The organism is Paenarthrobacter sp. DKR-5 (assembly GCF_018531425.1).
Classification (GTDB): Bacteria; Actinomycetota; Actinomycetes; order Actinomycetales; family Micrococcaceae; genus DKR-5.
Map to the genome: position 1 here is coordinate 101,989 of NZ_JAHBOI010000005.1, position 17,281 is coordinate 119,269.

The window sequence follows — 17,281 nt, forward strand, 5'->3', positions numbered from 1 at the left end:
CGCCACAACCGGCCGTTCGGGGAAGACTCAGCCGCCGAAGAGCACCCGCTCCAGGTACGCGTTGCGGAACTTGCCGGCCGGATCGTGCTTGCCGGCGAGGGCGCGGAAGTCCTCGAACCGCGGGTACAGCGGTGCCAGGTCCGCGGCGCCGGCGGCGAACAGCTTGCCCCAGTGCGGCCGGGCGCCGAAGGGTGCGAGGTTCTCCTCAATCTCCGGCAGCAGCGCCTCGACTTCGGGCTGGCGCGGCTTCCAGGTCAGGTGCAGCGCCACGCTGTCCTGCCGGTAGCTGGGTGAAAGCCAGAAGTCGTCCGCCGCAATGGTGCGGATCTCGGAGACGAACAGCAGCGGCGTCAGCTTCGGCGACAAGGCCCGCATGCGTTCCAGGGCCGCGGCGGCGTGCTCCCGGGGGAGCAGGTACTCCGTCTGCAGCTCATCGCCGTTGCTCGGGGTGAACTCGTGCCGGAAGTGCGGCAGCCGGTCCAGCCACGGCCCGGGAACGTCCAGCTGCTCCGTGCAGTTCTCCGCGGACATCTCCGGCAGGGGGTGCCGCGGGCGGGTGGCCGCCTGCGCACCGAAGAACTCCGAGGGCGCGGGTCCCTCCCCGGCGTCCACGCGCACCTTGCGCCAGACCTGGCCGATCGTGTCCCCGTAGTAGTCGGTGAACAGGCTCACGCTGTAGCCAGCGGAGACGACGTCGTCGAACTCGGCCAGCGCCCGCTCCCAGTCCAGGCTCTCGAAAACCTGCTGGCGCACCTGGTACGTAGGTTCGACCGCCAGCTCGAGCGAAGTGACGATCCCGAGAGCACCCAGGCCCACCACGCTGCCGAGGAACTCCTCGCCGTCGGCCTCCGCCAGGCGCTGGACCTCGCCCGACGCCCGCACCAGCTCCACCGCCTTCACAGCCGCGGCGAGGCCCCGGTTGCCGACGCCGGAGCCGTGCGTGCCGGTTTGAACCGCCCCGGCCACGGAGATGTGGGGCAGGGAAGCCATGTTGTGCAGGCCGAACCCGTTGGACTCGAGGAAGCGCGCCAGTTCGCCGTAGCTGATGCCTCCGGGGACCCTCACGATGCCGCGGGCGCTGTCCAGTTCCGGGGCGCCGCCCAGTCCGTCGAGCACGATCTGGGTTCCGGAGGTGTCGGCGATGTCGTTGAAGCAGTGCCGGGTGCCAAGCGGTTTCACCCGCTCCGCAGCCGCGACCAGCTCTGAGATCTCCTCGACGGAGGCCGGCCGTTCGACGCCGGCTGCGGAATAGTCGAGGTTGCCTGCCCAGTTCTTCATATGCTCTTTCCGGAATGTTTCTTCCGGCGCCCTCCGGCGCCGCCAACGTGGGTCGATCTCGGGCCATGCTATGTGAGCGTTCACAGCAGTGTCGAGGGCTGTCCGCGCAAATCCGGCCGCCCGCCGTATGCTGGTGGCGCGGAACGGAGCAGCCGTTGCGGGACCGACCGGCAAGGGGTTGAGGATGTCCACAGGGCCAGAGCTGTCGCGGCCGCCCGTCATGGAGGACGTGGCGAGGGTTGCGGGGGTGTCTCACCAGACGGTTTCCCGTGTGCTCAACGACCACCCCAATGTCAGCGCACGGACCAAGGAGCGGGTCGAAAAAGCCATTGCCGAACTGGGCTACCGCCGCAATACGGCCGCCCGGAGCCTGGTCACCCGCCGGTCACAGACCATCGGCGTCCTGGGTACCGAAATGGCCCAGTACGGACCCTCCAATACCTTGCTTGGCATCCAGCAGGCTGCCCGCGACGCCGGGTACTTCGTCAGCATCGCCGGCCTGCGGGAGGTGACGCCGGACACGATCAAGGACGCGCTCGGGCATCTGATGGACCAGGCGGTCGACGGGATCGTCGTCGTCGTTCCGCACCCCGGGATCATGGAGGTGCTGCAGAACATCACGGTGAGCGTACCGCTGGTCGTCGCGGGCGCTGCGGGCGACGGCGGCCTCAGCGGCGTCGCGGTCGACCAGCGGCTCGGTGCGCGGCTCGCCGTCGAGCATCTGGTGCGGCTCGGGCACCGCCGGATCGCGCATATTTCCGGCCCGGTCGACTGGATCGACGCCGCGGCCCGCATTGACGGCTGGCGGGAGGCCCTTGCCGCCGCAGGCCTCGAGGCTTCGGTGCTGCTGGAGGGCGACTGGAGTGCCGGCTGCGGGTACCGCGCCGGCCTCGCCCTGGCGGCGGAGCGGGCGGTCACTGCCGTCTTCGCGGCCAACGACCAGATGGCGCTCGGGGTGCTGCGGGCGCTGCACGAGTCCGGGGTGCGGGTGCCCGAGGACATCAGCGTGGTCGGCTACGACGACCAGCCCGAGGCGGCCTACTTCACCCCGCCGCTGACGACCGTCAACCAGGACTTCGTCGAGTTGGGCCGCCTCTGCATCGAGCTGATGCTGGAGCGGCTGGAGACGGGCGGGGCGGGCAAGGCCGCCGTGGTGACGCCGGGGCTCGTGGTGCGCGCGACGACGTCGGCCCCGCTCGGCTGACCCGGGGCCGGCCCCGCGGCCCCCACACGCAAGGACCAAGGCCGATAAACCTGGCGCTCCAGTTCTTGACAGCCACGTTTGTTAGCGCTCACAATTGTGATCAGTCCAACACGCTCATGATCCCCGGCAATGAGGCCACGGCCTTCCGGGATGGAGGCCTTCATGCAAACAGCTGATTCCGCCACGGCCGGCGGCGCTCCCGGCACAGCTCCCGGCGCCGAGCAGTACGTCGTCGGCGTCGACTACGGCACCCTCTCCGGCCGGGCCGTCGTCGTCCGCGTCTCCGACGGCGCCGAACTGGGCACCGGAGTGTTCGAGTACCCGCACGCCGTTGTCACCGACAAGCTCCCCGGCGGCACCGACCGGCTGCCGGCCGACTGGGCCCTCCAGGTCCCCGACGACTACCGCGAGGTGCTGCGCCGGGCCGTCCCCGCCGCCGTCCAGGACGCAGGGATCGACCCGTCCCTGGTGATTGGCATCGGGACGGACTTCACCGCCTGCACCATGGTCCCGACGACGGCGGACGGCACCCCGCTGAACGAGCTCGGGCAGTTCAAGGACCGCCCGCACGCCTACGTGAAGCTCTGGCGCCACCACGCCGCGCAGCCCCAGGCGGACCGGATCAACCGGCTCGCCGCCGAGCGCGGCGAAGCCTGGCTGCCCCGCTACGGCGGTTTGATCTCCTCCGAGTGGGAGTTCGCCAAGGGGCTGCAGCTGCTGGAGGAGGACCCGGAGGTCTACGGCGCGATGGAGCACTGGGTGGAGGCGGCGGACTGGATCGTCTGGCAGCTCACCGGCGACTATGTCCGCAACGCCTGCACGGCCGGCTACAAAGGCATCTACCAGGACGGCCGTTACCCGTCCGAGGACTTCCTCGCGGCGCTGAACCCCGAATTCAAGGACTTCGTCTCCGCGAAGGTTGAGCACCGCATCGGCCATCTCGGGGCGCCCGCGGGCCGGCTAAGCGAGGAGGCCGCGGCATGGACCGGCCTGCCCGCAGGCATCGCCGTCGCGGTCGGCAATGTCGACGCCCACGTCACCGCGCCGGCGGCCCGGGCAGTGGAACCGGGCCAGATGGTCGCGATCATGGGCACCTCAACCTGCCACGTGATGAACGGGGCGGAACTCAGCGATGTGCCGGGCATGTGCGGAGTCGTCGATGGCGGCATCCTCGACGGCCGCTGGGGCTACGAAGCCGGCCAGAGCGGCGTCGGCGACATCTTCGGCTGGTTCGTCAACAACGGCGTCCCCGCGGCCTACTCGGAGGCAGCCGCGGCGCGCGGCATCGGCGTCCACGAGTACCTCACCGAGCTGGCCGGGCGGCAGCAGATCGGCGAGCACGGCCTGATCGCCCTCGACTGGCACAGCGGCAACCGCTCGGTGCTGGTGGACCACGAGCTTTCCGGGGTCGTCGTCGGCCAGACCCTCGCCACCAAGCCCGAGGACACCTACCGCGCCCTGCTGGAGGCCACCGCCTTCGGCACCCGTACCATCGTGGAGGCGTTCAACTCCTCCGGCGTTCCGGTGCAGGAGCTGGTGATCGCCGGCGGCCTGGTGAAGAACAAGCTGCTCATGCAGATCTACGCGGACGTTACCGGCCTGCCGCTGTCCACCGTCGGCTCGAGCCAGGCTCCGGCCCTCGGGTCGGCCATCCACGCCGCCGTCGCCGCGGGCGCCTATCCGGACGTCACGGCGGCGTCGCACGCCATGGGCAGCGCGCCCGCCGAGGTCTACACGCCCGTCCCGGAGAACGTGGAGGCCTACAACGCGCTGTTCGCGGAGTACACCACGCTGCACGACTACTTCGGCCGCGGAGGCAACGACGTGATGCACCGGCTCAAGGCCATCCAGCGCGACGCGATCCGCAAGGCGGCCGGCGTGGAGGTCTCCGCATGAGCGCGTTGCTGGAAACGGTCGCCCGGCTGCGTGCCGAGGTCTGCGCCCTGCACTCCGAGCTGACCCGCTACGGGCTGGTCGTCTGGACGGCCGGAAACGTCTCGGCCCGTGTTCCCGGCGAGGACCTGATGGTCATCAAGCCGTCAGGGGTGTCCTACGACGACCTCACCCCGGGGCAGATCGTGGTCACGGACCTGCACGGCGTCCCGGCCGACGGCGGCTGGGGCAACCCGGCGCTCGCGCCGTCGTCGGACACCGCCGCGCACGCCTATGTGTACCGCCATATGCCCGAGGTCGGCGGCGTGGTGCACACCCATTCGACGTATGCCACCGCCTGGGCAGCCAGGGCCGAGCCCATCCCGTGTGTGCTGACCATGATGGGGGACGAGTTCGGCGGGGATATCCCGGTCGGACCGTTCGCCCTGATCGGGGACGACTCGATCGGCCAGGGCATCGTGGAGACACTGAAGAACTCGAACTCCCCGGCGGTGCTGATGCAGAACCACGGCCCGTTCACCATCGGCAAGGACGCCCGTGCCGCGGTCAAGGCCGCCGTGATGTGCGAGGAAGTGGCACGCACCGTGCACGTTTCCCGCCAGCTCGGCGAGCCGCGGCCCATCGAGCCGGACAAAATCGCCTCGCTTTACGCCCGTTACCAGAACGTCTACGGCCAGTAGCCGGACCCGTTTCAGCTCGTCCACTTTCCAGGAGACAACTTTGAGCAGCGCAGCCTCGACCAACGCAGCATCCCTTTCCCTTGACGGTTACGAGGTCTGGTTCCTCACCGGCAGCCAGCACCTCTACGGCGAGGAGGTCCTCAAGCAGGTCGCGGACCAGTCCCGGCAGATCGCGGACACCCTCAACGCGGCCTCCGACGTACCGGTGCGCCTGGTCTGGAAGCCCGTGCTGACCGACTCGGACGCAATCCGCCGCACGGCGCTGGAGGCCAACGCGGCGGACAACGTCATCGGCGTCACCGCCTGGATGCACACGTTCTCGCCGGCGAAGATGTGGATCCACGGCCTGGACGCGCTGCGCAAGCCGCTGCTGCACCTGCACACGCAGGCCAACGTGGAGCTGCCCTGGTCCGACATCGACTTCGACTTCATGAACCTGAACCAGGCCGCACACGGCGACCGCGAGTTCGGTTACATCCAGGCCCGGCTCGGCGTGCCCCGCAAGACAGTTGTCGGGCACGCGTCCAACCCCGAGGTCGCGCGCCAGGTCGGCGTCTGGGAGCGTGCCGCCGCCGGCTGGGCCGCCGTCCGCAGCCTGAAGCTGACCCGCTTCGGCGACAACATGCGCAACGTGGCCGTCACCGAGGGGGACAAGACCGAGGCGGAGCTGCGCTTCGGTGTCTCCGTGAACACCTGGTCCGTCAACGAGCTCGCCGACGCCGTGCACGCGGCCTCGGAGGCCGACGTCGACGCCCTCGTCGCGGAGTACGAGGAGCTGTACGACGTGGTTCCGGAGCTGCGCAAGGGCGCGGACCGGCACGACTCGCTGCGCTACGGCGCCAGGATCGAGCTGGGCCTGCGCTCCTTCCTGGAGGCGAACGGCTCCGCCGCGTTCACCACGTCCTTCGAGGACCTCGGTGCGCTGCGCCAGCTGCCGGGCCTCGCCGTCCAGCGGCTGATGGCGGACGGCTACGGCTTCGGAGCCGAGGGCGACTGGAAGACCGCCGTGCTCGTCCGCGCCGCCAAGGTGATGGGCTCGGGCCTGCCCGGCGGCGCATCCCTGATGGAGGACTACACCTACCACTTGGTGCCAGGCTCGGAGAAGATCCTCGGCGCTCACATGCTGGAGGTGTGCCCCTCGCTGACCACCTCGCGGCCCAGCCTGGAAATCCACCCGCTCGGCATCGGCGGCAAGGAGGACCCGGTGCGTCTGGTGTTCGACACGGATCCGGGGGCCGGCGTCGTCGTCGCACTCTCCGACATGCGTGACCGCTTCCGGCTCGTGGCCAACTCGGTTGACGTCGTCGCCCTGGACGAGCCGCTCCCGAACCTGCCGGTGGCCCGCGCCCTCTGGCAGCCGAAGCCGGACTTCGCCACGTCGGCCGCCGCCTGGCTGACCGCCGGCGCCGCCCACCACACGGTGCTCTCCACCGCCGTCGGCGCGGAAGCCTTTGAGGACTTCGCCGAGATGGCGCAGACTGAACTGTTGCTGATCGACGAGGACACGACGCTGGGCCAGTTCAAGAAGGAAATCCGCTGGAACCAGGCCTACTACAAGCTGGCTGGAGGACTGTGAGCGCCACTGAATACGAGATCCGGGCAGGGGACTACACCGCCGTCGTCACCGAACGCGCGGCGGCCCTGCGCAGGCTCACCTTCCAGGGCCGGGACCTCGTGGTTCCGTTCCCCCAGGGCGGGCCGATCCCGGACTACCGCGGCGTGATCGCCGCGCCCTGGCCCAACCGGATCCGGGACGGCAGGTACTCCTTTGACGGCGCCGACTACCAGGTGCCGGTGAACGAGGAGGAGCGCGGCTGCGCGCTGCACGGCTTCGCGTTCAGCCAGGACTGGGGGTTGGAAGCCAGGGACGACACGTCGGTGGTGCTCTCCTGCACCATCGAGCCGACAGCCGGCTACCCCTTCGCGCTGCGCCTGACGGCGCACTACTGGCTGGGCGAGGACGGGCTGCACGGTGGTGTGGCGGCGACGAACACCGGGACGGAGGCGGCGCCGTACGGTGTGTGCCCGCACCCCTACCTGCTCGCAGGGCCGGCGCCGCTGGACGACTGGACGCTGCAGGTTCCGGCGCGGACCTTCCTGGAGGTGACCCCGGACCGGCTGCTGCCGGTCCGGACCCGGCCCGTCGAGGGACACGAGTTCGATTTCCGGGTGCCGCGCGCCATCGGGGCGACAGAAATTGACCACGCCTTCACCGACATCGCGTTCGACGACGCCGGCCGCGCCTCGCTGACGGTCATGGACCCGTCCGGGACCGGGGTGGGCATGGCCTGGGACGGCGCCTGCCGCTGGCTGCAGGTGCACACCGCGGACAAGAAGCCGCCGCTGCCGAACAACCGGATCGGGCTTGCCGTGGAACCGATGACCTGCCCGCCGGACGCCTTCAACAGCGGCACCGACCTGGTCCGGCTGGAGCCGGGGGCCACGCACGAGGCGGACTGGCGGATCTTCGGGGTTCCGTCGTGAGTGCGCCGGGGACGGCTCACTCCGCGGCCGCTCCGCTGCGCTGGGGGGTGCTCGGCGCCGGCACGATCGCGCGGCGCTTCGCGGCGCAGCTGGCGTACAGCAGCACCGGCCGGCTGCACGCCGTCGCAAGCCGGGAGCTGTCCAAGGCTGCTGCGTTTGCCCAAGAGTTCGGGGCAGGTGTCGTGCCGTTCGGCAGTTACGAGGAGCTTCTCGCTGCCCCCGACGTCGATGCCGTCTACATCGCGACGCCGCACACCCATCACGTCGAGTGGACCGTCAAGGCCGCCGAAGCGGGCAAGCATGTGCTTTGCGAGAAGCCGCTGGGGGTTAGCGAGGCTACCGCGCGCACCGCCGTGGAAGCCGCGCGGCGCCACGGGGTGGTGCTGCTCGAGGGCTACATGTACCGGTTCCACCCGCAGGTCGACGTCCTGCTGGACCTTCTCACGTCCGGCGCCGTCGGAGCGGTGCAGCACATTGACGCGAGCTTCTCCTTCCAGGTCCCGCTGCGCACCGGCCGGCTGTTCGACGAGGCGCTCGCCGGCGGAGGGATCCTCGACGTGGGCGGCTACCCCGTCTCCATGGCGCGGCTGGTGGCCTCGGCGGCGCTCGGGGGGCCGCGCGAGCCGGTGCGGTTCGCCGGCAGCGGTTACGTTGGGGACACCGGTGTCGACGAGTGGGCGGTGGCTTCGCTGGAGTTCGACGGCGGCATCACCGCGCACGTGCGCTGCGGCGTCGGGCTCTCCGACGAGGAGGGAGTGACGGTTTACGGCTCCGAAGGCATGATCCGGATGCACACGCCCTGGGTGGTGGAGCCGGAGGAACCCACCCGGATCACTGTCCGCCGGGTCGGCGAACCCCAGCAGGTGCTCGAGGCTGACGCCGGATCCGAATACGCCCGCGAAGCCGACGCCGTCGCAGCGGCCGCCGCCTCCCTGGCGTCGGGCGGTTCCGCGGACGTGCCGCGGATGACGCCGGAGGACACGCTCGCAAACCTGCGCCTGTTGGACGCGTGGCGCGCCGCCCTCGGCCTCAAATACTCGTTCGAATAGGCCACCCGGCACCGGGCCGCCAAACTGGTGCCGTTTCGTTACCCAATTCGCCTGTGCCCGTCCGTATTCTGTTGCCGGGGGAAACAAAATAAGGCGAGGCAGCTGTCTCGGCCGGGTCGATCCCGACACAACACCGGTTCTTGGCAGCAGCGCGCGACGCTGCAGAAAACAGAGGCTCACGCAGTGTCGCTCAAGCGCAATCTCTCAGTCGCTATGGCCGCCCTGGCCCTGGCGGCCTGTTCCCTCGCAGCGGCCGGCCCCGCGGATGCGGCGACCTACCGCACCGGCGGTGCCATCGGCGTTCGCTACCTGACGACCGCCGGCACCCTCGGCGCACCCATCTCGAACGAGTACAGCGGCAGGACAGGACGGGTCCAGAACTTCCGCTACGGCTCCGTCTATTGGTCCGCGGCGACCGGGGCGCACAGCGTGCATGGCGGCATCCTGGCTGAGTACCGGACCCAAGGGTCCGAGGCCGGCGGACTCGGCCTTCCGCTGACCGAGGAAATCAAGCTGGCGGGCGGCGTGTACCAGCAGTTCAAGGGCGGTTTCATCTACTGGGCGGGCGGACACGGTGCGCACGCGGTGCTCGGCGGGATCCGCTCACGCTACGCGCAATTGGGTGCTGAGAAGGGCGTGCTGGGGTACCCGACGTCGGGCGAGATCACCGTGAAGGTGCCCTACGCCGCGAATCCTTCGATTTCGGCTGCCGTCGTCACCCAGACGTTCGAGCACGGCATCCTCACCTGGAGCTCCGCACCCGATATCCGCAACGACCACCGGGCCCACGAAGTCACCGGGGAGCTGTACAAGAAGTACCAGTCGTTTGGCGGCGTGAACGTGCACGGCTTCGCGCTCTTCTCGGCAATCCCGATCCAGAGCGGCACCGGATCCAGCGGACCGGATGACGCGCTCTTCCAGGCGTTTCAGAACACTTGGATGACGTGGTCGGCTGCCACCGGGGCCCACGTGATCACCTTCCCGTGCCAGTGCCAGGACTGCCGCAACCGCGAAGGCCTCGGGCTGCCGACGACGGATCCGTACCAGTCGGCGACTGCCGGGCTGGTCCAGGATTACGAGGGCGGACGCGTTGAGGTCGGTTCGGGTGGAGTCAAGGTCATCCTGGGCACCGACCTGCCGCCGGTGGACGCTCCGGCATCGCCGAGCCCGACGGCCACGGCGACTGACACCGCGACGGCGACCGCGTCCCCGACGCAGTCGGCGACGGCGGACCCGACGGCCACCGCCGCCCCGACGGATTCGGCGACGCCGGCACCGTAACGCTTCCGCGAACGGCCAGTTCCGGCGGCTTTGTCAGTCCCTAGCCCGCCAGAACTGGCCTTTCGCGTGTCCGGTTCAAAGGCTCCTTACGCGGAGGGCCAGCCGGTGTACGCCTCGGCCAGATACGCCCGGCCGTGCCGCGACGAGACAACCGAGCGCAGCTCGCCCAGCTGGCGGGAGCGCTCAAAGTCGTCCGCGGCCGGGAGCTGGTGGAGCATCGACGTCATCCAGTAGGAGAAGTGCTGGGCCTTCCACACCCGGTCCAGGGCGCCGCCGCTGTACCCGTCGAGGAGCGCCGTCGATCCGGACCTGAAGAAGCTCTCAAAGGCTTCGAAGAGGACCTTGACGTCGTGGATTGCAAGGTTCAGGCCCTTCGCGCCCGTCGGCGGGACCGTGTGCGCGGCGTCGCCGGCGAGGAAGAGCTTGCCGTGGCGCATCGGCTCCTGCACGAAGGACCTGAACGGCAGCACCACCTTGTCGATGACGGGACCCTCTTTGAGTTCGAACCCGTTTCCGTTGACGCGCCGGCGCAGCTCGGCCCAAATCCGGTCGTCGTCCCATCCGGCCAGGTTCTCCGCCGGGTCGCACTGGAAGTACATGCGCTGGACCGTCTCGGTGCGCTGGCTGATCAGTGCGAAGCCGTGCGGGGAGTTGGCGTAGATCAGCTCGGGGGAGCTGTGCGGTGCTTCCGCCAGGATGCCGAACCAGGCGAACGGGTATTCGTGGAAGTATCGGCGGCGGGCGGCCTCCGGGATCCGGGACCGGCAGTGGCTGCGCGATCCGTCGGCGCCCACCAGGAACTCCGCCTGCAGCTCCCAGTCCGTGCCGTCGACGTCGGTGAACAGCACCCGCGGATTTGTCTCCACGTCCTCCGCGCTCACATCGGTCACACCGTAACGCACGTCGCCGCCGTCGGCTTCGCGCCGGGCCGCCAGATCCGCGAAGACATCGGTCTGCGGGTAGAGCCAGACAGCCTCGCCGACCAGGTCCTTGAAGTCGATCCGGTGGCTCTCGCCGTTGAAGCGAAGCTCAATCCCGTCGTGCTTGTCGCCCTCCCGCAGCACCCGGTCCGAAACGCCGCTGTCCACGAGCAGGTTGACCGTCCCGTGCTCGAGGATCCCGGCCCTCACGGTCCGGTGGATCTCCTCGCGGCTGCGGAGCTCGATGACTGTCGAGGTGATGCCCGCCGTGGCCAGCAGGTGGGAAAGCATCAGGCCGGCCGGACCTGCCCCGATGATGGCCACCTGGGTCTTGACTGTCGTGCGCTGCGTCATCGCATTCCTCGCTTGGTCGGGGAACCGTACTTGGTTCCGAAAGCCTCCGTTCCCAGTGTGCGGCGGACCGCGTGACCGGCGTTACACCGTTTCCGTTGAATGGAGTGCATTCCCGGTCGCGTGCGGCGGCCCCGATTCGCTCCGCCCGTCTGCCCGCGCAATGATGGCAGCATGGCGAACACACAGCCCTGGGTGCGGAACTACCAGCCGGGCGTCCCGGCCGAGATCGAGCTGCCGACGCAGTCGCTCGTGGCGATGTTCGAAAGGTCCGTCGCCGAGGCGGGGACCCATCCGGCGATGGAGTTTTTCGGCCGGCGGACGACCTACGCGGAGCTCGGCGAACAGGTTGAGCGCGCCGCGGAGGGCCTGCGCCGGCTGGGCGTGCGCGCGGGGGACCGGGTGGCGCTGATCCTGCCCAACTGCCCGCAGCATGTCGTCGCGTTCTACGCGGTGCTGCGCCTGGGCGCCGTCGTCGTCGAGCACAATCCGCTGTACACCTCCCGCGAGCTGCGCCACCAGTTCGAGGACCACCAGGCGCGGGTCGTGGTCGCTTGGGACAAAGCAACTGCCGCCCTCCGCGAGTTCCCCGCGGACATCGAAATTGACCATGTCGTCTCGGTGAACCTCCTCGACGCCTTTCCCGCGGCAAAGCGGCTTGCCCTTCGCCTGCCGGTGAAGAAGCTGCGCGCCACCCGCGCCTCCCTCACGGCACCGGCGCCAGGCACCACGACGTGGAAGGAACTGCTCAGCCACGGCAGGATCGACTCCTCCCACCCGCGCCCGTCGGTCAAGGACCTCGCAGCGATCCAGTACACCTCGGGCACCACGGGCCGCCCCAAAGGCGCCATGCTCACGCATTTCAACCTCTATTCCAACGCTCTGCAGGGCGAGGCATGGATGCAGGGCGCGGAGTACCGCAAGGAGGTGTTCTATGCGATCCTGCCGATGTTCCACGCCTTCGGCATGACGCTCTACCTCACCTACGGCGTCCTCAAGCAAGGGCTGCTGGTCCTTTTCCCCAAGTTCGACGTCGACCTGGTGCTGGACGCGATGAAGAAGTCGCCTGCCACCGTCTACTGCGCGGTGCCGCCCATCTACGAGCGCACTGCGATGGCCGCGAAGGAGAAGGGCATCTCGCTGCGCTCCTGCAGGTTCTGCATTTCCGGCGCGATGAACCTGCCTGACCACGTCGTGGAGCTGTGGGAATCGGTCTCCGGCGGCCTGCTGGTGGAAGGCTACGGAATGACCGAGTCCTCCCCGGTGGCCCTCGGCAACCCCTTCCACCCGAGCCGGCGGACGGGCACGATCGGGGTGCCGTTTCCCTCGACCCTGATGAAGGTCGTGGATGTCGACGACGTCGGCAGGGAAGTGCAGCGGGGCGAACCGGGCGAACTGCTGCTCAAGGGTCCGCAGGTCTTCCAGGGCTACTGGAACAACCCGGAGGAAACCGCCAGGACCCTCACCGCCGACGGCTGGCTCCGCACCGGCGACGTCGTCACGGTGGACGCGGACGGGTTCACCACGGTGGTGGACCGGGCCAAGGAACTGATCATCACGGGCGGTTTCAACGTGTCGCCCACCGAGGTCGAGGCGGCACTCCGCCTGCACCCGGACGTCAAGGACGCGGCCGTCGTCGGCAAGCCGCTCGAGCGCGGCGGGGAAATGGTGGTTGCGGCGGTCGAGCTCGAGCCGGGGACGGCGCTCGACGAGGAAGCGCTGCGGGCGCACTGCCGCGAGCACCTCGCTGCGTACAAGGTGCCGCGCCGGATCGTGGCCATCGACGAGATGCCGAGGTCCATGCTCGGAAAGATCCTGCGCACACAGGTGCGGGACCGGATACTGCCCGGGCTCTGAACTCCGGTGCGAGCGGGCCGGAACCCGGCACGAAAGGGCGCCAACGGCGACGTCGGGCGCGGAAAGGTCGCCTTAGGTGGCCGTTCGAGGGAGGGTGCCGGAGCCGGGCTGCCGCCCGAGTTGCCGTCCGATGCCCCGGGCGGCCGTCCGCAGCGCGGGCACGAGCGCCTGGATGCGCGCCTCCTTCAGCGGCACGACGACGCCGAGCGCCGCGACCGTCCGTCCCTGCTGGTCGGCGACCGGTACGGCGATTCCCCATGTGTCCGGGTCCACGACGCCGGCCAGTTGCGCATAGCCCAGCCGGGAGGCCTCGGCCAGAAGGCCCCGGACGTCGTCGGCGGTGACCTTCCCGGCGGGATCGTGGAACTGCGCGAGGTACCGTGCCTGCACTTCCCGGGCCTGGTGGGACATCAGAGCCACTCCCGCTGAGGAGACATGCACGGGCATCCGGCCGGCGATCCGGGCACGGTTGGCCACCGAGCCGCGCCGCGACATCCGCTCCACGAAGAGCGCCTCCCAGCCCTCGAGCACGGCCAGGTTCACGTTCTGGTTCAGGACCTGCTGGATGTCCTCCATGAACGGTGCCGCGGCCTGGCGCAGCTGCAGCGCGGGAGAGCTCCGGTTGACGAGTTCCCACAGCCGCAGGCCCATCCGCACCGATCCGCCGGGGCCGGCCTCCAGCAGGCCTTGCTCGGCCAGCTGCCGGACCAGGCGGTGGGCCGTGGCCTGCGGCAGACCCGCCCGGTTCGCCAGTTCGGTGAGCTGGACGGCGTCGGCGCTCTCCGGAAAGGCAGCGAGGATCCGCACCACGCGCTCGACGACGGAGTCGCCCGAGGCGGAGTTTGCCATCTAAGCCTCCTCCAGCTGGCGGGCCCTCTCCTGCGCCCCGGCCCCACGGAACAGCCGCGCGGCCGACTCCAGCCTTTCCTGCGCTTCCCCGTGCTGCCCGAGTTGCTTCAGGGCCCGCGCAAGCAGCGCGGTGGCTTCGGCGGCGGTCTGCGCGGCGATGCTGCCCCCGCCGGAGTCGCAGATGGGGGCCAGGAGGTCCACCGCCGACTGGGCGTGCCCGGCGAGCAGGTTCCAGTTCGCCCGGGCGATATCGAGGAGCAAATGGTCCTGCACGGAGCCCCCGGCAATCTCCATCGCCAGTTCCGCGCGCTGCAGGCACTGAAGCGTGCCGGCGTCGGCTATGCCCGCGGCAAGCCGCATGGCGGCGGAGGCCTTGTTGAACTTGGCCCACAGGTCCAGGTCGCGGCCCGGGGAGAAAGTGTCCGTGGCCCGTTCATGGAAGTCGACGCCGTCATCCGGGCGGTCATTGAGGAAGGCAACGTTGCCGATGGTCCAGTAGGCCCTTCCGACGTCCTGCTGGTTCATGTCGTCCGTGATCTCGTCCTTCATGGCCAGGCAGTGGTCCCAGGCTGACCCAAGCTCCCCGCTCTCCGCGAGGGCGGCGACGAGGGCCTGCCGCGCCTGCAGCAGCAGGGCACCGTCGCCGCGGCCGAACTGCAGGATGCCGACGCTGCGCGTGGCCGCTTCAACGGCCTCGGCCAGCCGTCCGGTGGACTGCAGGCACTTGGCGGCGAGCACCAGGGCCCGCGCCAGCAGTCCGGGCTCCGCGGACGCGACAGGGGAATCGATCAGGGCCTGCACCAGCGGAAGGCACAGCTCCCGCTGTCCTGCCTCGACGAGACAGTCGCCCTCGAAGAAGCGCATGTGCCACGCCGACGTCGAATCCCCGGCCTCTTCTGCGAGACGGGAGGCCTCGCGCGCGGAGGCGGCTGCGGCAGCGAAGTCGTGGGCGGCCCGCAGCTCCCGCGCCCGCATTTCGGCGAGGACGTATTCCATCGGAGCTGACTTGGGCATAGGGCAATTATGGGGCCGCAAACCCGCTGGGCGGCACCAGAAGCGGCTGGTCGCGGCGGACTAGCATATTTATTTTCAAAGTTATGGATTTTCATGCACCGAGGCCCTCATACTGAAGGCGCCTCACAATTTCCACTTCCATCACACCAGTATCAGGAGTAGCACATGAAGAAGCTCGTTTCCGCCGCGCTGGTTGCGGCTGCCCTGGTTGCCGGCGGCGTCTCGGTTGCGTCCGCTGTCTCCGCGGCTCCCTCCGCCGACAGCGGGCACTCGGTGGCCGTGGGTTGGTGGCCGAAGGCGGCCACCAACTAGCTCTGCCGGCTGCAGGAACCCTGCAGGACCGGGTGCGAGGGCGGAGGCACCCGACGAGGCGCCTCCGCTTTCGCGTTTCCAGGAGCTCCGTTTCCGGCCTCTAGGCGCCGGCCGGCCACCCCCGCACCAGCTCCTCGAAGGCAGCCGCCGGGACGGGCCGCGAGAAGTAATATCCCTGCCCGCTCTCACAGCCGAGTTCACGCAGGGTGCGGGCCTGCTCCGGGCTTTCGATGCCCTCGGCGAGGGCGCGCATGCCGCAGGCATGAATCAAATCCAGAATCGCCGCCACGAACGGTCCCTGCGTCGAGCAGGGGTTGAGATCCTTGATCAGCGACCGGTCCATCTTCACGACGTTGACCGGCAGTTTCTGCAGATAGCTGATGGCTGAATAGCCGGTGCCGAAATCGTCGATCTCCAGCCGCACCCCGAGCTTGTGCAGCCCCAGGAGCGAATACTGGTCCACCTCGCCGCCGGCCACGGCGGAGGACTCGGTGATCTCGATGATGAGTTCCGCCGGGTCGGTGCCGGAGGCCAGCAGGGCGTCCCGGACGATGTCGATGAGCTGAAGGCTTTGCAGCTCGGTGCTCGAGATGTTCACCCGGAGGCTGAAGCCGGGGGGAGTCAGTCCGCTCTCGCGCCATGCCTGCAGCTGGCGCGTCCCTTCACGCAGCACCCAGCGCCCGACGTCCTCGATCAGGCCGGTGGACTCTGCCAGCCCGATGAACTGGTCCGGCATCAGCAGGCCGCGGGCCGGGTGGTCCCAGCGGACGAGCGCCTCGACGCCTTCGAGTGCGCCCGTGGCCAGTTCGACGACGGGCTGATAGTGCAGCACCAGCTGCCCCTCTGCGATGGCGGACTGCAGTTCGGTCGTGGCAAGAGTTTCGAGTTCCCGCGCGTACAGCATCACCGGTTCGAAAATCTTGACCGAGCTGCCCTTCTGCGCCTTCGCTGCGTACATCGCTATGTCCGCGTGCAGGATGACTTCCTCGGCGGACTGGCCCGCTTCGGCGACCCGGATGCCGATGCTCGTGCCGCAGGAGGCCCGGCGGCCGTCGAGGTCGAAGGGCTCGCGCATGCTCTCGAGGATGCGCGACGCGACGCTGCGGGCCCTGTCTTCGGTCGAATGCGGCAGCAGCACGGCGAATTCATCGCCGCCGAGCCGCGCGACGGTGTCTCCGCTGCGTACGCACCCGAGCAACCTGCCGGCAGTGAGGCGCAGCAGCTCGTCGCCGGCCGCGTGCCCCATGGTGTCGTTGACGCCCTTGAAGGAGTCCAGGTCCAGGATCAGCAGTGCCGGCGCCGGCTCGCCAGCCATTGCCGCCTCAAGGGTGTGGCCGAGCACGCGCGTGAAGGCCACCCGGTTGCTCAGCGACGTGAGCGAATCGGTCAGCGCCGCCCGTTCGAGCTCGGCCTGCGCCGCGACGAGCTCCGCGGTGCGCGTGGCCACCCGCTCTTCCAGTTCGCTGTAGCTGGCGGCGAGGTCCTTGGCGAGGATGTTCACCCCGATCATCACGGCGTCGACTTCGTCCCGGGCCGGCGAGGAGTGCAAGCGCACCGAGTGGTCCCCGGCGGCGAGCCGCACGATGCCGTCCACCAGCTCGCCCAGGCGCGGGTCGCGCGTTGTTTCAGCCGTCATGGGTGAAGGTCTCCAGCCACGTCAGCGCCTCGGATTCGGACGAGAAGTAGCGCGCGGGAATCCCGGGCAGCTGCGCGCGGAGCAGGTAATGCGCCAGCACGCGATCCACCGGGCTGCTGCCGATCAGGCCGAAGGCGGTGACCACCGTGGAGCGCAGGTAGACGTCCCGCGCGTCGTCGTTGATCGAGTTGAGCCCGGAGACGTCGATCAGGACAGGCCGCTTGCGGGCACCGGCCGCGTGCCGGACAGCCGCCCCGGCGGCCTCGGCGCATTCCGCCCCGAGGGAGGTGCCGCCCGGGAGCCGGAGCACGATCACCCCGCTGTCCGTCATCGTCACCGTGACCGTGTGCGCGGGGGAGGCGGGCAGCCCGTCCCCGGGTTCGCGGCTGGCCGCCACGATCTCGGCGGTCACCGGAGTCCCGCCCGCTTGCGCCGGGTGCCAGCACCAGGCATGACTAGCCAGTCAGACATAC

The 17,281-nt window shown here is 69.5% G+C and carries 15 protein-coding genes; 9 read left to right on the top strand and 6 right to left on the bottom strand.

Annotated elements, in window-relative coordinates; all coding sequences use genetic code 11:
• Positions 1-27 precede the first annotated feature (27 nt).
• On the bottom strand, positions 28-1,278 hold the full coding sequence (locus tag KIH31_RS12030) for a D-arabinono-1,4-lactone oxidase (protein WP_214427382.1): 1,251 nt from the start codon (positions 1,276-1,278) through the stop codon (positions 28-30).
• Between the two features lie 184 nt (positions 1,279-1,462).
• On the opposite strand from KIH31_RS12030, the gene KIH31_RS12035 reads away from it, so the two are divergent.
• The 7 genes from KIH31_RS12035 (at position 1,463) to KIH31_RS12065 (ending at position 9,869) form a co-directional block, all read left to right on the top strand.
• The gene (locus tag KIH31_RS12035; RefSeq protein ID WP_250545927.1) at positions 1,463-2,482 is read left to right on the top strand and encodes a LacI family DNA-binding transcriptional regulator; all 1,020 of its coding nucleotides are present in this window, start codon (positions 1,463-1,465) and stop codon (positions 2,480-2,482) included.
• 162 nt (positions 2,483-2,644) lie between these two features.
• Positions 2,645-4,378 (top strand): ribulokinase, encoded by a 1,734-nt coding sequence (gene araB, locus KIH31_RS12040; protein WP_214427383.1) that lies wholly within the window; start codon positions 2,645-2,647, stop codon positions 4,376-4,378.
• Positions 4,375-5,055 carry an L-ribulose-5-phosphate 4-epimerase gene (locus KIH31_RS12045; RefSeq protein WP_214427384.1) on the top strand — a complete coding sequence of 227 codons (681 nt, stop codon included), beginning with the start codon at positions 4,375-4,377 and terminating at the stop codon, positions 5,053-5,055. Before araB ends, KIH31_RS12045 begins: the two co-directional genes overlap by 4 nt.
• Before the next feature lie 40 nt (positions 5,056-5,095).
• A complete protein-coding gene (gene araA / locus KIH31_RS12050) occupies positions 5,096-6,631 on the top strand; it encodes an L-arabinose isomerase (RefSeq protein ID WP_214427385.1) in 1,536 nt (511 codons plus the stop codon).
• On the top strand, positions 6,628-7,539 hold the full coding sequence (locus tag KIH31_RS12055) for an aldose 1-epimerase family protein (protein WP_214427386.1): 912 nt from the start codon (positions 6,628-6,630) through the stop codon (positions 7,537-7,539). The genes araA and KIH31_RS12055 overlap by 4 nt, the downstream gene beginning before the upstream one ends.
• Complete coding sequence (locus tag KIH31_RS12060) at positions 7,536-8,588, top strand: Gfo/Idh/MocA family protein (RefSeq protein ID WP_214427387.1); 1,053 nt, start codon at positions 7,536-7,538, stop codon at positions 8,586-8,588. The genes KIH31_RS12055 and KIH31_RS12060 overlap by 4 nt, the downstream gene beginning before the upstream one ends.
• A gap of 183 nt (positions 8,589-8,771) precedes the next feature.
• Complete coding sequence (locus tag KIH31_RS12065) at positions 8,772-9,869, top strand: LGFP repeat-containing protein (RefSeq protein WP_214427388.1); 1,098 nt, start codon at positions 8,772-8,774, stop codon at positions 9,867-9,869.
• Positions 9,870-9,955: 86 nt separating this feature from the next.
• On the opposite strand, the gene KIH31_RS12070 is transcribed toward KIH31_RS12065, so the two are convergent.
• Positions 9,956-11,143, bottom strand: a complete 1,188-nt coding sequence (locus tag KIH31_RS12070; protein ID WP_214427389.1) for a 4-hydroxybenzoate 3-monooxygenase — start codon at positions 11,141-11,143, stop codon at positions 9,956-9,958.
• A 171-nt stretch (positions 11,144-11,314) separates the two neighbouring features.
• Between KIH31_RS12070 and KIH31_RS12075 the strand changes: the two genes are divergently transcribed.
• Positions 11,315-12,997 (top strand): long-chain-fatty-acid--CoA ligase, encoded by a 1,683-nt coding sequence (locus tag KIH31_RS12075; protein WP_214427390.1) that lies wholly within the window; start codon positions 11,315-11,317, stop codon positions 12,995-12,997.
• Between the two features lie 72 nt (positions 12,998-13,069).
• Here KIH31_RS12075 and KIH31_RS12080 read toward each other — a convergent pair whose 3' ends face one another.
• Positions 13,070-13,846, bottom strand: a complete 777-nt coding sequence (locus KIH31_RS12080; RefSeq protein ID WP_214427391.1) for an IclR family transcriptional regulator — start codon at positions 13,844-13,846, stop codon at positions 13,070-13,072.
• A complete protein-coding gene (locus tag KIH31_RS12085; RefSeq protein ID WP_214427392.1) occupies positions 13,847-14,860 on the bottom strand; it encodes a hypothetical protein in 1,014 nt (337 codons plus the stop codon).
• A 165-nt stretch (positions 14,861-15,025) separates the two neighbouring features.
• Here KIH31_RS12085 and KIH31_RS12090 point away from each other — a divergent pair, with 165 nt between their 5' ends.
• The gene (locus tag KIH31_RS12090; RefSeq protein ID WP_214427393.1) at positions 15,026-15,172 is read left to right on the top strand and encodes a hypothetical protein; all 147 of its coding nucleotides are present in this window, start codon (positions 15,026-15,028) and stop codon (positions 15,170-15,172) included.
• Positions 15,173-15,272: 100 nt separating this feature from the next.
• Here KIH31_RS12090 and KIH31_RS12095 read toward each other — a convergent pair whose 3' ends face one another.
• Positions 15,273-16,808: a bifunctional diguanylate cyclase/phosphodiesterase gene (locus KIH31_RS12095; protein WP_214427394.1), complete on the bottom strand. Its 1,536-nt coding sequence runs from the start codon at positions 16,806-16,808 to the stop codon at positions 15,273-15,275.
• Positions 16,798-17,220 (bottom strand): hypothetical protein, encoded by a 423-nt coding sequence (locus KIH31_RS12100; protein ID WP_214427395.1) that lies wholly within the window; start codon positions 17,218-17,220, stop codon positions 16,798-16,800. Before KIH31_RS12100 ends, KIH31_RS12095 begins: the two co-directional genes overlap by 11 nt.
• Between the last annotated feature and the right edge of the window lie 61 nt (positions 17,221-17,281).